A 15,893-nucleotide genomic window follows, 5' to 3' on the forward strand; every position below is an offset into this window, starting at 1 on the left:
TGACGGGATACCGGCGGGCCGATGAGCGAATCCGAGGGCGGCCGAGGCGTCGTCACCGATGCCGATTACAGGAATCTCGCCGAGACGCTGCCGCAGCTCGCCTGGATCGCCGAGGCCGACGGGACCATCGTCTGGTACAACCAGCGCTGGTACGACTACACGGGCAGCACCCTGGAGGAGATGCGCGGCTGGGGCTGGCGCGCCGTCCACCATCCCGACCATGTCGAGGCCGTGACCGAGCGCTTCCGGGCGGCGATCATGCTCGGCCGATCCTGGGAGGACACGTTCCCGCTGCGGGGCCGGGACGGGATCTACCGCTGGTTCCTGTCCAAGGCGCTGCCCCACCGGGACGCGGCGGGCAACATCCTGCGCTGGTACGGCACGAACACCGACATCTCCCGCCGCCGCGCCGTCGAGGACCGCCTGCGCGATTCCGAGCAGCGCTTCCGGGCGCTGGTGGACGCCTCCGCGGCGGTGATCTGGAACACCAACGCGGTGGGCGAGCTGATGCCGCCGCAGGTCCGCTGGAGCACCTATACCGGCCAGAACGAGGAGGCCTATCAGGGCTGGGGCTGGGTCGACGCGGTCCATCCCGACGACCGGGCCCACGCGGCCGATGCCTGGGCCGCCTGCGTCGAGGAGCGCAAGCCCTACGAGGTCGAGTACCGCTTGCGCCGCCATGACGGCGTCTGGCGCGCCATGGAGGTGCGCGGCGTGCCGGTGCTCGCCGAGGACGGCACCTTGCGCGAATGGGTCGGCACCTGCGTCGACGTCACCGAGCGCAAGGAGGCCGAGGAGGCGGTCGAGCGCGCCCGCCAGGCCGCGGAGGCCGCCAACCGGGCCAAAAGCCAGTTCATCGCCAATATGAGCCACGAGCTGCGCACCCCGCTCTCGGCGGTGATCGGCTATTCCGAGATGCTCGGCGAGGAGCTGGAGGATATCGGCCAGGCCGCCCTCCTGCCGGACCTGCGCAAGATCGAGGCGGCGGCCCGGCACCTGCTGTCGCTGATCAACGACGTGCTCGACATCTCCAAGATCGAGGCCGGGCGCATGACCGCCTCGGCCGAGACCTTCCCGGTCGCGGACCTGATCCAGGATGTCGGCGATTCCACCGGGTCGCTGGTGGAGAAGAAGGGCAACCGCTTCGTGGTCGACGCGGATGCCGACGCACTGGGCTCCATCCATCAGGACCAGACCAAGATCCGCCAGTGCCTGGTCAACCTGATCGGCAACGCCGCCAAGTTCACCGAGAACGGCACCATCACCCTGGCGGTGCGCCGCCATCAGGAGGACGGGGCGGACTGGCTGTCCTTCGCGGTGAGCGACACCGGCATCGGGCTGAGCGAGGAGCAGATCGGGCGCCTGTTCGAGCGCTTCGTCCAGGCCGACGACTCGACCACCCGCCAGTTCGGCGGCACCGGCCTCGGCCTCGCCATCACCCGGGCCTTCTGCCAGACCATGGGCGGCGACATCGCCGTCACCAGCACGGAAGGGCAGGGCGCGACCTTCACGATCCGCCTGCCCGCGACACTCAAGCCCGAGGACGAGCCGCCGGAGGTGGCCGAGATCGCAGCCGCGGCGGTCGAGCCGCACGAGCAGCACGAGACGGTCCTGCTGGTGGACGACGACCCGGCCGCCCGGGAGCTGCTCCAGCGCTTCCTCGAGCGCGAGGGCTTTCACGTCCGCACCGCCAATGACGGCCGCGCCGGGTTGACCCTCGCCCGGGCGCTGCGGCCGCGGGCGATCCTGCTCGATGTCGAGATGCCGCGCATGGACGGCTGGGCGGTGCTGCACGCCGTGCGCAGCGATCCCGATCTCGCCGGGACGCCGGTGATCATGACCTCGGTGGTGGCCGAGCAGGGGCTCGGCCAGGCGCTCGGCGCCACCGACTACTTCGTCAAGCCGATCGATTGGGACCGGCTGAAGGGCATGATGGAGCGCTACCGCCCGGAAGGACCGGGGGAGGCGCGCGTCCTCGTGGTCGACGACGACCCGGATGCCCGGGAGCGGTTGCGCCGGTCGCTCGGCCGCGAGGGCTGGACCGTGGACGAGGCCGAGAACGGCCGGATCGCCCTGGAGCGGGTCAGCCAGACGCGCCCGAGCCTGATCCTGCTCGACCTGATGATGCCCGAGATGGACGGGTTCAGCTTCCTGCGGGCGCTGCGCGCCCGGCCGGACGGCGACGTGCCGGTGGTGGTGCTCACCGCCAAGGAGATCACCAGCGCCGAGAAGGCGAGCCTCGGCGCCCAGGCCGACCGGGTGATCGCCAAGGGCTCCATGAGCCTCGCCGAGATCGGCCGGCAGCTGCGGGTGCTCTACGCGCGCTCCGCCGCCGAGCCGGTGCCGGGCCGGCTCCAGGGCCTGATCCAGCGGCTCGCCGAGAACGATGTGGGAGATAAGCCATGAGCGACGACGGGATCGATCCGAACAAGGCGGCGGCGATCCGCCTGCGGGCGCGGCTGGCGGTGGTGGAGCGGGCGGCCTGGTTCGGCCTCGTCCACGCGATGAAGACGCGGCCCGCCGAGACCGAAGCCTACATCGCCTCCGAGCGGGCGCGCTGCGCGGAAGGCTTTGGCGGCACCACCTGGGCCAAGGACCTCACGGATGCCGAGCGCAAGATGCTCGCCGAGGAGGTCGATGCCGGGCTGGCGCAGCTGATCGAGGATGCCAGGCAGGAAATATAGGTCGGGCTATCGGAGCACATGAACGCTCACAGATAGACGCATCGGCATTCAAGCAAAAATCACAACTCAACGGAACATCTCGTCACAAGAAACGAGATCGGATAGTTCTCTTTCAGCCTGTTTGACTGCCTGATCTCAGCCGCGTGACGGTTCCGACCAACAAATATCCCAATCGTTCCCCTCATCCTGAGGTGCTGCGTAGCAGCCTCGAAGAAGCCCTCCAGGGATCGCGCGGCCGGCTGGAGGGCTCCTTCGAGGCCTCCGCTTCGCTTCGTCGCCTCAGGATGAGGGCGGGGGTGGGAAAGACCGGTCCAACGGGCTTTTATGCTTCGTGCGTTCCTATCCTCTACAGCCTGACGAAAATGTCTAGCCGACTGCTCTGGTGTAGATGCTGTAGGGTACGCCATGGATATCGGGCGCGTCGCTGTGCTTGATGAACCCCATGCGGAGATACATCGGCAGTGCCACGGCCATGATCGGCGACGTATGAAGCGCGATGATCGGCGACCGATCGCGTGAGGCACGATCGATGCAGGCCTGGGTCAGTTGCCGGCCGAGGCCCCGCCCTTGGGCTTCGGGTGCTACGACGAGCATTCTTATGATCGGCCAAGATGGATCGAAGTACGATGCCTTGGGCTTGTGGGGTCCAACATAAACAACGCCGCCGACAATTCGTCCTGCGTCCTCCGCAACGATGATTTCACCGTCTTCGGCAAGATCCCCCATACGAGACACACCAGCAACCATGGCTGGCCAATCCGTATAATCGGACTTGAATTGCTCAAAGGCCGCGAGAGCGATGCCACCGAGTTGAGTCTTGTCCAGTGAAACGTAGTTCCGTAGAGTCATCATTGTGTCAAACAAGACATCATGGGGCGCAGCACCGAAATGATAGCCGCCGTTCTGGCGTATGTCTACCAAATCAGATATGCACACAAACATCTCGATAATAATTTGATGGCATTATCTTGGAAGTATTACTATTTCAAAAAATTATTGTCATGAGAATATTTACATAATAGAAAATACATAGTTGTCGTGAATCATGGAATGCTGCTGAACGACAATTCTAAAGGTCAGCGGGCCATGCAAACAGAACCGTATCTCCCAATCAATTTCACGATTTCCTCGGAGGCGTGGGAGGAAATCGAGCGCATACGGCAGTTCTGGGACAGCAAATTCGCCGATAAAGCCGATGTTCTCGTGATCGGCTGGGGAAGAACTATACTGAACGACGGCAGATCTTGGAGTCACGTCGTCGTGAGCTTTTATAGAGTTTCAGAACGACACAAAATCGAACACGGTATTCAGATACTTTCCGGGCATGAGATTGTGTTTTTTACGACACCGGAATTCTACGATCAATTCGAGGGCAAGGTTATCAGATTCGCGCAGGACAAATGGTTTTTCCTGGCGCCAAATTGAAGACACCCGCGATCACGCGCTTCGTGGTCGGTCTCGAAATCTAAGACTCTCGGAACACGTCGCACCAAGCCGGCGGCAAGCCCATGACCGACAGAGGCGCCGCGACAGCGTGGCCCGGCAGGGTCGTCGCGCAATAGACGCCCCGCGCCACGCTCCGCGCCAGCACCCGCGCGGCGGCGTCGCCCAGGCGGGCGAGGTCGGCCACCAGGTCAGTGAGCGGCACGGTGCCGGTCGCCACCGCGAAGACGAGGTCGCCGTCGAGGGGCGTATGGGCCGGCACCAGGGCGCGGGCGAGGCCGTCCTGCGCCGCCACCGCCAGGCGCCGGCACTGGGCCTTGGTCAGCGCCGCGTCGGTGGCGATCACCGCGAGCGTCGTCGCCGCGCCGGGCAGCGTCCGGGCCGGGAAGGCGAGGGCGTCCGCCGGCACCCGGGCCGGGGAGCCCAGCCCGCCGAACTCGTCGTCTACCTCGAACGGCGCGGCCCAGAAATGCGGCCCGTCGCCGATCGTGGCGCTGCCGAAGGCGTTGACCGCCGCCAGCGCGCCGACCGAGCAACTGGTGCCCGGGACGGTCGCCGAGGCGGAGCCGATCCCGCCCTTCAGACGCCCGGTCCGCGCCCCCGTGCCGGCCCCCACGGAGCCGAGGGCGAAATCGTCCGACGCGGCGGCGGCCGCCAGAAAGCCCAGCTCGCGATAGGGCGGATAGCGGCCCCAATCCTTGTCGCCGCCGTTGAGCAGGTCGAACAGGATCGCGCCCGGCACGATCGGCACCCGCATCGGGCCGACCGGAAAGCCGCGCCCGGCCTCGGCGAGCCACGCGGTCACCCCCGCACCCGCGTCGAGCCCGAAGACAGAGCCGCCCGAGAGCACCAGCGCGTCGATCCGCTCCACCGTGCGCTCGGGATCGAGCAGGTCGGTCTCGCGGGTGCCCGGGCCGCCGCCGCGCACGTCGACCGACGCCACCACGGGCGCGTCGAACAGGATCGCGGTGACCCCGCTGGCGACCGTGAGGTCGCTGGCGTGACCGACCCGCAGGCCGGGAATATCCGTGATGCGGTTGCGCGTCATGGATCGAGCTTGCCACGGCCGGCGATCGGCGCAAATCCCGGTGCGCCATCCCCGCCCGATCCGGGTTGGTCGGATGGCAAGGCGCGACGAGGAGCACGGCATGGACGTCGGATTCATCGGATTGGGGCGGATGGGCCGCGGCATGGCCGCGAGCCTCGCGCGGGCGGGCCATCGGGTCCGGGCCTGGAACCGCTCGCCCGAGGGCGCGCAAGGCCTCGACGGGGTGACCCCGGTGGCGAGCGCCGCCGAGGCGTTCGCGGGCGAGGCGGTCATCACCATGCTGGCCGACGACGCGGCGCTCGAGGCGGTGATCGTGTCGGGCGGGCTGCTCGACCAGCCCCAGCGCCCCGGCCTGCATATCGGCATGAGCACGATCTCGGTGGCGCTCGCCCGGCAGCTCACGGCGATCCATGAGCGGGCCGGCGTTCCCTACGTCTCCGCGCCGGTCTTCGGCCGGCCGGACGTGGCCGAGGCCGGCAAGCTCAACATCGTGGCCGCCGGCGATGCGGCCCTGATCGCGCGCGCCGCGCCGCTGCTCGACGCGATGGGGGCCAAGACCTGGCCGTTCGGCGAGGAGCCGTCGCGGGCCAACGCGGTCAAGCTCGCCGGCAACTTCATGCTGATCTCGGCGATCGAGGCCATGGGCGAGGCCTGCGCGCTGACCGAAGGCCACGGGGTCGCGGGCGCGGACTTCCTCGACCTGATGACCAACACGCTGTTCGCCTCGCCGGTCTACAAGGGTTACGGCGCCTCGATCGCCCAGAACCGCTACGAGCCGCCGGGCTTCGGCCTCAAACTCGGCGCCAAGGACGTGCGCCTCGCCCTCCAGGCCGCGGAAGGCGCGGGCGTGCCGATGCCCTTCGCCAGCGTCCTGCGCGACGGGCTGATCGAGGCGATCAGCCACGGGGACGGCGAGAAGGATCTGGCCGCCCTGGCGCGGGTCTCTGCACGGCGTGCAGGCCAGAGTTGAACCTAGCGGCTAGGTCTTTTGCTTCTAATAGAGACCTTAACGATTGATTCAACCCTAAGTCACAGTGTCCGCGCGTAGTTCAAGCGCGGATACCAGTCCATGACCCGACGTCCTCTTTCGCTACAGGCGATGACCCTGTCCACGAAGGTGATCCTGCTCGCCATGGTTGTGGTGACGCTCACGGCGGGGGCGATCTGGATCACCGTCTCGCGGCAGACCTGGTCGCAGATGGAGGCGGAGCAGCGCAGCAACGGCGAGCGCAACCTGCGCACGCTGGCGCTCGTCCTGGCCGCGCGGCTTCCCGGAACGACGGCCGACGTGACGGAGGCGCGGATCGCCAAGGTGGTGGCGCCGAGCCTCGCGGGCTTCGCGGACGCCTCCGTGGTCGACGACGCGGTGGCCTATTCCGGCGGTGTCGCCACGGTGTTCAGCTACGAGCCGGCCACCGGTACCTTCCTGCGGCGGCAGACGACCGTGCGCGGCCAGGACGGTGCCCGCGCCGTCGGCACCCTGCTCGCCGCGGACAGCCCGGCCCAGGCCGCGGTGCGCGCGGGCCGGACCTACGAGGGCCCGGCGGTGCTGTTCGGGCGCCGCTACTACACCGTCTATCAGCCGACCCTGGACGCGGCCGGCACGGTCAACGGCATCCTGTTCATCGGGCTCCCGATCGAGATGTATTTCGACGCCTACGCGCAGACGATGACGAGCCTCAGCGTGGCCGCCCTGGTCATCGCGGTGCTCGCCTGCGCCCTGGTCGGCCTGGTGGCGGCGCGCCTGTTCCGGCCCTTCGCCGCCATCTCGTCGCGGATCGAGGCGCTGGCGGCGGACGATCTGGAGACCCCGATCCCCCATACCGGGCGCGGCGACGAGATCGGCGCGGTGGCCCGGTCCCTCGAGGTGCTGCGCAGTGCCGGCCTGCGGACCCGGGAACTCGAAGGTCTCCAGAGCGCGGGCGCGGCGGACGAGGCCCGGCGCCGGGCGAATCTCGACCGCGTCATCGAGGCGTTCCGCAGGCAGGTCGTGGTGCTGAAGGGCTCGCTCACCGCGAGCACCGGCGAGATGCGGGCGCGCGCCGACGAGATGGTGGCCACCTCCGCGGAGGCGGAAATCGCCGTGGCGGAGACCGAGCGGGGCTCGCACGAGACCTCGGCGAGCGTCCAGACGGTGGCGAGCGCGGCCGAGGAACTGTCCGCGTCGATCGGCGAGATCGGCATGCAGCTCGACCAGGCCGAGCGGCTGGTCACCACCGCGGCCGTGGAGGCCGAGACGATGAACACCGAGATCACGGACCTCGCGGATGCCGCGAGCCGGATCGGCGACGTGGTCGGGCTGATCCGCCAGATCGCCGGCCAGACCAACCTGCTCGCGCTCAACGCCACGATCGAGGCGGCGCGTGCGGGCGAGGCCGGCAAGGGCTTCGCGGTGGTGGCGTCCGAAGTGAAGGCCCTGGCCTCGCAGACGGCCAAGGCGACGGAGGAGATCGGCAACCAGATCGCCGGGGTCCAATCCTCCACCGAGGCGACCGTGGCGGCGATCGGCCGGATGGGCGAGCGGATGCGGGCGGTCACCGAGACCACGGGCGGCATCGCCTCCGCGGTCTCGGCCCAGAGCGCGGCCACGGCCGAGATCTCGCGCAACGTCGCCGACACGGCGGGGGCCACGGAGGCGATTGCCGGCGGCCTGACCACGGTGGCCGGCGCCGCAAGGCGCTCCGCCCGGATGGCGGCCACCGTCACCGGCGCGGCCCAGACCGTGGATTCGGTGGCGGCCGAGCTGGAGAGCGAGATCGAGCGCTTCCTCGCGCAGGTCGCCGCCTAGGCCGGGCCCGGAACCGGTTCGGGCTCCCCGTTTTAGAGCCCGAACCGCGCGAAGGCGGCGCGCTCCTCCAGCGCCGCCAGGGCGTCATCGGCGATCCCGCCCGGCGCCCCGCCCCGGCGCAGCAGGCGGGAGAGGATCCCGCCCCGGGCCTCGGCGACCAGACGCAGGTCGACCGTGTCGCCGAAGCGGGCGCGCATGGTCGCGCGGACGTCGCCGAGCGCGTCGACCAGCCCGAGGGCGAGCGCCTGGCGGCCGGTCCAGACCGCGCCGGTGAACAGGTTCTCGGAGGTCGACAATGTCGGGCGCCGCGCCGTCACGAGCCCGGTGAACAGGTCCTGGATGTCGGCCTGGAGGCGCTTCAGGCGCTCCACGTCGGCCGGATCCTCCGGGCGGAACGGGTCGAGCATCGACTTCGCCTCGCCCTGGGTGTGGACCCGGCGCTCGACGCCGATCTTCTCCAGCAGGCCGTGGAAGCCGAACCCGGCCGAGACCACCCCGATCGAGCCGACGATCGAGGTCGGGTCGGCGACGATCTCGTCGGCCGCGCAGGCGATCATGTAGCCGCCCGACGCCGCGACATCCTCCACGAAGGCCACGACCGGCAGTGCCTTCTCCTCGGCCAAGGCCCGGATGCGCCGGTGGATCAGGTGCGACTGTGCCGGCGAGCCGCCCGGCGAGTTGATCACGATCGCCACCGCCTTGATCCCGGGCATCGTGAAGGCCCGTTCCAGGCTGCCCGCGACCCCGCCGATCGAGAGCCCCGGGCGGATCGGCGAGACCGCCCCGATCGTGCCGGAGAGCCGGACCACGGCGACCCGCGGGCGGCGGTCGCGGAAGCGGCGCGGCAGGAAGGCCCGGAGGGCGTCGGGAAGCGCGAACGGCATGGAGTCCCTTGGACGGCGCGGGAAGCGTGAGTGCTGCCGCCCGAATTGGGCGTTCCGGCCCCGCGCGCAAGGGAACCGGGACAGGAGGTCCCGGCGCTCATGGCGGTCTGCGCAGTCGCAGCGGATCGAACCGTTTGCCGACCTTGGCGGTTCCTGCCGATGGCGCGGATCGCGCCGGCCCGGATCGGCGGACGGCCTCCGGGTGCTCACACGGGAGAGAGACGATGCGACCCTGGCCTATCCTGGTCCTGCTCGCGGCGCTGATCGGGGGCTTCGCCAACGCCCCCGCGGGAGCGGCGCCCCTGCCGGTCCCGGCCGCCGCCGAGGCGGCTGCGCCCGGCCCCACGGTCCAGCTCGCGCGCTGGCATCACCGGCGCCACTGGCACCGGCGCCATCACTGGCGGCGGCACTGGCATCACCGGCGCCATCACTGGCATCGGCGGCACCATTGGCACCGTCATCATTGGCACCGCCGGCCCGTCGTTTACCGCCGGCATTTCGCCCCCCGGCACCCGACTTTCTACTGACGGATGCAGCCTGCGCCCCGGCCGGACCGGTCCGGGGCGCAGCCTTGTGTGCGGGCGCGGAAAAGCTTATTTAACCACCTGATATCACTGCTGTTCCGCAAGGCCGTCCGGGCGCTCCGCGCGCCACCGGGACGGTCGCCAGCACCGCCCCTCCGGGCCTGATTACGGGTAATTCCTTGGCCGAGACCGATCCGACGGGCACCGCCCCGCCCGCCAGCGACATTCGCCCCGTCTCCATCACCGACGAGATGCGCCGCTCCTACCTCGATTACGCCATGAGCGTGATCGTGAGCCGCGCGCTTCCCGATGCGCGCGACGGTCTGAAGCCGGTCCACCGCCGCATCCTGTATTCCGCCTTCGAATCCGGGCACCTGCCGGAGCGGAAATACGTCAAGTCGGCGCGCATCGTCGGCGACGTGATCGGTCTCTACCACCCGCACGGCGACCAATCGATCTACGACGCCTTGGTGCGGATGGCGCAGGACTTCTCCATGCGCCTGATGCTCATCGACGGGCAGGGCAATTTCGGCTCGGTCGACGGCGATCCGCCGGCGGCCATGCGCTACACCGAATCGCGCCTGGCCAAGCCCGCCACGGCGCTGCTCTCGGACATCGACAAGAACACCGTCGACTTCCAGCCGAACTACGACGAATCGCGGGAGGAGCCCACCGTCCTCCCGGCCCGGTTCCCGAACCTCCTGGTCAACGGCGCCGGCGGCATCGCGGTCGGCATGGCGACCAACATCCCGCCGCACAATCTCGGCGAGCTGATCGACGCCTGCGTGGCGCTGATCGACGATCCGGGCCTGACCATCGAGCAGCTCACCGAGATCGTCCCCGGGCCGGACTTCCCCACCGGCGGCATGATCCTCGGCCGGGCCGGCACCCGGCAGGCCTACGCCACCGGCCGCGGCTCGGTGATCATGCGCGCCAAGTCGCATGTCGAGGAGCTGCGCAAGGAGCGCGAGGCGCTGATCTTCACCGAGATCCCGTATCAGGTGAACAAGGCGACGCTGGTCGAGAAGATCGCCGAGCTCGTGAAGGAGAAGCGGGTCGAGGGCATCTCCGACCTGCGCGACGAATCCGACCGCAGCGGCATGCGCATCGTGGTCGAGATCCGGCGCGACGCCATGGCCGAGGTGGTGCTGAACCAGCTCTACCGGTTCACGCCGCTGCAATCCTCCTTCGGCTGCAACATGGTCGCCCTCAACGGCGGCCGGCCGGAGCTGATGAACCTGAAGGACCTGCTCCAGGCCTTCGTGGACTTCCGCGAGGAGGTCGTCTCCCGGCGCACCAAGTTCCTGCTCGGCAAGGCCCGCGAGCGCGCCCACGTCTTGTGCGGCCTGGCCATCGCGGTCGCCAATATCGACGAGGTGATCCGCCTGATCCGGACCTCGCCGGACCCGAACTCGGCCCGCGAGGCCCTGATGAACCGCGACTGGCCGGCCCACGACATCGCGCCGCTGATCGCGCTGGTGGACGACCCGCGCCACCGGGTCGCCGAGGACGGGACCTACCGCCTGTCCGAGACCCAGGCCCGCGCCATCCTGGACCTGCGCCTGCAGCGCCTCACGGCCCTCGGCCGCGACGAGGTCGGGGACGAGCTGAAGACGCTGGCCGACGAGATCGCCGACTATCTCGACATCCTGCGCTCGCGCGCCCGCATCCAGGCGATCGTCAAGGACGAGCTGATCGAGGTGCGGCAGCAATTCGCCACCCCGCGCCGGACCGAGATCGTCGATTACGATTCGAGCGTCGACGACGAGGACCTGATCGCCCGCGAGGACATGGTCGTGACCGTGTCCCATGCCGGCTACGTCAAGCGCGTGCCGCTCTCGACCTACCGGGCCCAGCGCCGGGGCGGGAAGGGCCGTTCGGGCATGGCCACCCGCGACGAGGATTTCGTCACCCGCCTGTTCGTGGCCAACACCCACACGCCGGTGCTGTTCTTCTCCAGCCAGGGCCAGGCCTACAAGGAGAAGGTCTGGCGGCTGCCGATGGCCGCCCCGAACGCCCGCGGCAAGGCGCTGGTGAACATCCTGCAGCTGCAGGACACCTCCGAGCGCATCACCACGATCATGCCGCTGCCCGAGGACGAGGCGTCCTGGGAGACGCTCGACGTGATGTTCGCCACCGCCAGCGGCAATGTCCGACGCAACAAGCTGTCGGACTTCGTCCAGGTGAACCGCAACGGCAAGATCGCCATGAAGCTCGATCCGGGCGACCACATCGTCCATGTCGAGATCTGCCGGCCGGACCAGAACGTGCTGCTCACCACGGCCAAGGGCCAGTGCATCCGCTTCCCGGTGGAGGATGTGCGCGTGTTCAAGGGCCGGGATTCCACCGGCGTGCGCGGCATCCTGCTCGCCCCGGACGACCGGGTGATCTCGATGACCATCCTGAACGCCTTCGACGCCAGCGCCGAGGAGCGGACGGGCTACCTGAAGATGCGCCGCGCCGTCACCGGCGAGGCGGAGGAGGGGGCCGAGGTGGAGGCCGAGGACGGCGCCGAGGCCGCCGCGATCTCGCCGGAGCGCTACGCCGAGATGGGCGCGGCCGAGCAATACGTGCTCACCCTGTCCGAGCGGGGCTACGGCAAGCGCTCCTCGTCCTTCGAGTACCGGACCTCGGGCCGCGGCGGTAAGGGCATCACGGCCATGCGGGTCAACGACCGCAACGGCAACCTCGTGGGCTCCTTCCCGGTCGAGGCCACGGACCAGATCATGCTGGTCACCGACCGCGGCCAGCTGATCCGGGTGCCGGTGGACGACATCCGCATCGTCGGCCGCGCCTCGCAGGGCGTGACCGTGTTCAACACCGCCAAGGACGAGAAGGTCGTGTCGGTGGAGCATATCGAGGGCGAGGACGAGGAGAACGGCGAGGGCGTCGCCGAGGCCGGTCCGGAGGGCGGCGCCGAGGAAGCGTGAGGCTCCGGCCCGCGCACCGCGAGGTTCCGTCCGGCGCAAAAATGCTCTAGGTCGGGCCTCGATGACCCGCACCGCCCTCTACGCCGGCTCGTTCGATCCGGTCACGAACGGCCATCTCGACGTGGTCCGCCAGGCCTGCCGGCTGGTGGACCGCCTCGTGATCGCCATCGGCGTCCATCCCGGCAAGGCGCCGCTCTTCTCCGCCGAGGAGCGCGCCGCCCTGCTCACCGAGACCTGCGGGCCGGTGGCTGAGGCCGAGGGCGCGACGCTGGAGATCGCGACGTTCGCGGACCTCGCGGTCTCGGCGGCCCGGCGCTGCGGCGCCTCGATCTTCATCCGCGGCCTGCGCGACGGCACGGATCTCGATTACGAGATGCAGCTCGCCGGCATGAACGGCGCCATGGCGCCCGAGGTGCAGACCGTGTTCCTGCCCGCCTCGACGCAGGCGCGCCCGATCACCGCAACGCTGGTGCGCCAGATCGCCGGCATGGGCGGAGACGTCTCGCCCTTCGTGCCCGCCGCCGTCGCGGCCCGCCTCCGGCAGCGCTTCGCCGCCACCGCCTGATCCTCTGACCTCTCTGGAAGGAACCCGATGAATCGCCGCCACGCCCTCCTCGCGCTCGCCCTCACGCTCGGCTCCGTCCCGGCCGCCCGGGCCGCCGACGCCAACACGGTCTATCTCGAGACCAAGGACGGGCGCATCACCATCGCGCTGCGGCCCGACCTCGCCCCGAAGCACGTCAAACAGATCAAGACGCTGATCTCCCAGGGCTTCTACGACGGCCTGAAGTTCCACCGGGTGATCGACGGCTTCATGGCCCAGACCGGCGACCCGAAGGGCAACGGCACCGGCGGCTCGAGCCTGCCGAACATCCCGGCGGAGTTCTCCCAGACCGCCGAGTTCCGCCGCGGCACCGTGGGCATGGCCCGCTCGTCGGATCCGAACTCGGCCAACTCGCAGTTCTTCATCTGCCTCGGCGACGCGCCGTTCCTGAACAAGCAGTACACCGTCGTCGGCAACGTCACCGACGGGCTCGACGTGCTCGACAAGATCAAGAAGGCCGCCCCCGGCGCACCGGGCGGGGCCGTGCAGGACCCGGACAAGATCGTCCGCATGACGCTCGCCGAGAAGGCGAAGTAGCGCGCGCCGATGTGGCGTCGGCTCGCCGTCCTCGGCGCGCTCGCCCTCGCTCCGGCGGCGGCGCGTGCCTATGATGGCGGCTATGCCTATGGCGGCTACGCCGACCAGGCCGGCGGCGGCTATCGCCTGAGCCTGCCGCAGACCCTGCGGGGCACCGTCGCGGTGCCGCTGGCGCAGCCCCCGGCCGGGGCTGCCGACACCCTGGCCGAGCTCTACTCGGTGCTGGCGGCCTGCTGGCAGCCGCCCGCCGGTCTCGGCCGACCCGCGGCCGGGTCCGACGATGTCGAGATCACCGCGCGGCTGTCGCTCCGGCGCGACGGCAGCCTGATCGGCACCCCGCGCATCACCTACGCGGCGGGGTTCGCGCGGGACCAGCGCCGCACCCTCGTGCGGGCGACCCTCGAGGCGCTCGCCGGCTGCACCCCGGCGCGGATCACCCCGGGCCTCGGCCGGGCGATCGCCGGGCGGCCGGTGGCCCTGCGCCTGGTCTACCGCCCGCCGGCCTGACCGTTTCGCCGCGCTCGCCGGATCCGGGGAGCGCCGCTACATTCCCACCAACAGGAAGGACCACACCATGGCCGATACCGACACTCTCACCCTCGAGACCACCAAGGGCCGCGTCGTGATCGCGCTGCGCCCCGACCTCGCCCCGGGCCATGTCGAGCGGATCAAGACGCTGGCAGCCCAGGGCTTCTACGACGGCGTGCCGTTCCACCGGGTGATCGAGAACTTCATGGCCCAGACCGGTGACCCGACCGGCACCGGCTCGGGCGGCTCCGAGCTGCCGGACCTGAAGGCCGAGTTCAACGCCGAGCCCCACGTGCGCGGCACCTGCTCGATGGCCCGTACCAACTTCCCGCACTCGGCGAACTCGCAGTTCTTCATCTGCTTCGACGACGCCCGCTTCCTCGACAAGCAATACACCGTCTGGGGCAAGGTCGTGGAAGGCATGGATGTGGTCGACACGCTCAACAAGGGCGAGCCGCCGCGCTCGCCGGACAAGATCGTCAAGGCCAGCGTGAGCGAAGCCGCCTAAGTTGAGACTCGGCCGCCCGTGTTCGCCACAGGTGCGGGCACGGGCGGCCGATCGTGACGGGTCGACTGCGCTGCCGGGCCTAAGCTTTGCAGCATTGACACGGAACGCTACGCTTCGCCCGTGTCCGAATCTCACAGACGCCCGCGAACCTTTAAGACCGCTTGGTTCGCCAAAGCGGCGCGAAAAGCTCATCTTACCGACCGGGACTTGTGCGCGGCGATCCGGGAGGTCGAGCAGGGTCAAGCTGACGATCTCGGCGGCAGTGTCTTCAAGAAGCGCCTGAACAAGAACATGCACCGGAGCGTCATTCTGGCCAAAATCGGCCATTACTGGCTCTATCAGTACCTGTTCGCGAAAAAGGATCGCGCCAACATAGAGGACAACGAGCTGAAGGCATTTCGCTTGCTCGCCAAGGACCTCGGCAGGACGACGGATGCCGACATCGCTCGGCTCATTGCGGCGGGCCACATCATGGAGATCTGCGATGACCGGGAAGCGGGCCTTTAAGAGCGACGCCTTCGAATCAATCCACGCGACCGCCATGGCCTTCCACGAGGTCGGCGTGACGGATGCGGAAACGATGCGCGCCTTCGACGAGATCTGCCTCGCCGTGCCGCCAACGATCGAGCCCGCCCAGATCAAGCAGCTGCGCGAAAACCTCAACGTCAGCCGGCCGGTCTTCGCCCGCTATCTCAACACCAGCGAGCGCAACGTGGAGAAGTGGGAAACCGGCGCCAAGAAGCCCAGTGGCACGGCGCTCAAGCTTTTAGCGGTGGTCCAGAAGCACGGCTTACAGGTCTTGGCTTGAGATCGAGTTCCGCGGCCGCGGCCAGATCCTCCGGCGTGTTGACGTTCAGGAACGGATCGACGCCCGCCACCGGCCATTCCACGACGGTCGCGCCGTGGCGCGCGATGAACCCGCCGACGCGCCTTTCGTCCCGCTCCACCAGGGCGCGGCGCAGATCCCCCCGCAGCCCGACCGGCCAGAGCGCCACGGTGTAGTGCTCGCGCCCACCCGAGGCGGCGAGCGCGATCGGGGCATCCCCAGGAGCCGATCCGAGCCGCATCGCGAGATCCGCCGGGAGGAACGGGGCATCCCCGGGCACGGTCAGCACATGGCTGACCTCAGGCCGCTGCGCGGCTGCGAAATCGAGCCCCGCCAGAAGGCCGGCGAGCGGACCCGGCAGGCCCGGCACCGTGTCGGGCAGCACCGACCCCGGAAACCCGGCGAACCGTGCTGGATCGCCGTTGGCGCTGAGCGCGAGCCCCGCCCCGCATTGCGGCCCGAGCCGCTCGACCACGCGCTCCAGCAGCGTCCGCCCGCCCAGCCGCACCAGCGGCTTGTCGACGCCGCCCATGCGCCGGCCGAGGCCTCCGGCGAGGATCAGGCCTAGGATGTGCGGGCGGTCGACCAC

Annotated in this window: 17 protein-coding genes; 13 read left to right on the forward strand and 4 right to left on the reverse strand. The window is 69.4% G+C overall.

Features of this window, described 5'->3' with window-relative positions; translation table 11 throughout:
• The first annotated feature begins 21 nt into the window (after positions 1-21).
• The gene (locus LGR69_RS03985; RefSeq protein WP_091859708.1) at positions 22-2,406 is read left to right on the forward strand and encodes a response regulator; all 2,385 of its coding nucleotides are present in this window, start codon (positions 22-24) and stop codon (positions 2,404-2,406) included.
• A complete protein-coding gene (locus LGR69_RS03990) occupies positions 2,403-2,684 on the forward strand; it encodes a hypothetical protein (RefSeq protein WP_007562909.1) in 282 nt (93 codons plus the stop codon). Before LGR69_RS03985 ends, LGR69_RS03990 begins: the two co-directional genes overlap by 4 nt.
• A 366-nt stretch (positions 2,685-3,050) precedes the next feature.
• Here LGR69_RS03990 and LGR69_RS03995 read toward each other — a convergent pair whose 3' ends face one another.
• Positions 3,051-3,605, reverse strand: a complete 555-nt coding sequence (locus LGR69_RS03995) for a GNAT family N-acetyltransferase (protein WP_230365254.1) — start codon at positions 3,603-3,605, stop codon at positions 3,051-3,053.
• A gap of 129 nt (positions 3,606-3,734) precedes the next feature.
• On the opposite strand from LGR69_RS03995, the gene LGR69_RS04000 reads away from it, so the two are divergent.
• On the forward strand, positions 3,735-4,109 hold the full coding sequence (locus LGR69_RS04000) for a hypothetical protein (protein ID WP_007562907.1): 375 nt from the start codon (positions 3,735-3,737) through the stop codon (positions 4,107-4,109).
• 40 nt (positions 4,110-4,149) lie between these two features.
• Here the strand turns inward: LGR69_RS04000 and LGR69_RS04005 are convergent, their stop codons facing one another.
• Positions 4,150-5,175, reverse strand: coding sequence for a P1 family peptidase (locus LGR69_RS04005; RefSeq protein WP_230365255.1), 1,026 nt, complete (start codon positions 5,173-5,175; stop codon positions 4,150-4,152).
• 100 nt (positions 5,176-5,275) lie between these two features.
• Here LGR69_RS04005 and LGR69_RS04010 point away from each other — a divergent pair, with 100 nt between their 5' ends.
• Both LGR69_RS04010 and LGR69_RS04015 read left to right on the forward strand, forming a co-directional pair.
• Entirely contained in the window at positions 5,276-6,145 is an 870-nt protein-coding gene (locus LGR69_RS04010; RefSeq protein WP_230365256.1) for an NAD(P)-dependent oxidoreductase, read from the forward strand.
• A gap of 99 nt (positions 6,146-6,244) precedes the next feature.
• Positions 6,245-7,963 carry a methyl-accepting chemotaxis protein gene (locus tag LGR69_RS04015; protein WP_122160298.1) on the forward strand — a complete coding sequence of 573 codons (1,719 nt, stop codon included), beginning with the start codon at positions 6,245-6,247 and terminating at the stop codon, positions 7,961-7,963.
• Between the two features lie 32 nt (positions 7,964-7,995).
• Here LGR69_RS04015 and LGR69_RS04020 read toward each other — a convergent pair whose 3' ends face one another.
• Positions 7,996-8,847 (reverse strand): S49 family peptidase, encoded by an 852-nt coding sequence (locus LGR69_RS04020; RefSeq protein WP_230365257.1) that lies wholly within the window; start codon positions 8,845-8,847, stop codon positions 7,996-7,998.
• Between the two features lie 224 nt (positions 8,848-9,071).
• Here LGR69_RS04020 and LGR69_RS04025 point away from each other — a divergent pair, with 224 nt between their 5' ends.
• From LGR69_RS04025 to LGR69_RS04060, 8 genes are all read left to right on the forward strand, one after another.
• Positions 9,072-9,374, forward strand: coding sequence for a hypothetical protein (locus tag LGR69_RS04025; protein WP_007562897.1), 303 nt, complete (start codon positions 9,072-9,074; stop codon positions 9,372-9,374).
• A 176-nt stretch (positions 9,375-9,550) separates the two neighbouring features.
• Entirely contained in the window at positions 9,551-12,301 is a 2,751-nt protein-coding gene (gene gyrA / locus LGR69_RS04030) for a DNA gyrase subunit A (RefSeq protein WP_091859690.1), read from the forward strand.
• Positions 12,302-12,362: 61 nt separating this feature from the next.
• Positions 12,363-12,866, forward strand: coding sequence for a pantetheine-phosphate adenylyltransferase (gene coaD / locus LGR69_RS04035; RefSeq protein WP_122160296.1), 504 nt, complete (start codon positions 12,363-12,365; stop codon positions 12,864-12,866).
• A 27-nt stretch (positions 12,867-12,893) separates the two neighbouring features.
• Positions 12,894-13,442: a peptidylprolyl isomerase gene (locus LGR69_RS04040; protein ID WP_230365258.1), complete on the forward strand. Its 549-nt coding sequence runs from the start codon at positions 12,894-12,896 to the stop codon at positions 13,440-13,442.
• 9 nt (positions 13,443-13,451) lie between these two features.
• Complete coding sequence (locus LGR69_RS04045) at positions 13,452-13,949, forward strand: hypothetical protein (protein WP_230365259.1); 498 nt, start codon at positions 13,452-13,454, stop codon at positions 13,947-13,949.
• A 67-nt stretch (positions 13,950-14,016) separates the two neighbouring features.
• Complete coding sequence (locus LGR69_RS04050; RefSeq protein ID WP_007562886.1) at positions 14,017-14,478, forward strand: peptidylprolyl isomerase; 462 nt, start codon at positions 14,017-14,019, stop codon at positions 14,476-14,478.
• A 120-nt stretch (positions 14,479-14,598) separates the two neighbouring features.
• Positions 14,599-14,985 (forward strand): type II toxin-antitoxin system RelE/ParE family toxin, encoded by a 387-nt coding sequence (locus tag LGR69_RS04055; protein ID WP_230365260.1) that lies wholly within the window; start codon positions 14,599-14,601, stop codon positions 14,983-14,985.
• Positions 14,963-15,286 (forward strand): helix-turn-helix domain-containing protein, encoded by a 324-nt coding sequence (locus tag LGR69_RS04060; protein ID WP_230365261.1) that lies wholly within the window; start codon positions 14,963-14,965, stop codon positions 15,284-15,286. Before LGR69_RS04055 ends, LGR69_RS04060 begins: the two co-directional genes overlap by 23 nt.
• Here the strand turns inward: LGR69_RS04060 and mobA are convergent.
• On the reverse strand, positions 15,237-15,893 hold the full coding sequence (gene mobA / locus LGR69_RS04065; protein ID WP_307355180.1) for a molybdenum cofactor guanylyltransferase MobA: 657 nt from the start codon (positions 15,891-15,893) through the stop codon (positions 15,237-15,239). The two genes, LGR69_RS04060 and mobA, sit on opposite strands and share 50 nt — an antisense overlap.

It is taken from the genome of Methylobacterium brachiatum (assembly GCF_020523825.1).
In the GTDB taxonomy this organism is placed as follows: domain Bacteria; phylum Pseudomonadota; class Alphaproteobacteria; order Rhizobiales; family Beijerinckiaceae; genus Methylobacterium; species Methylobacterium brachiatum.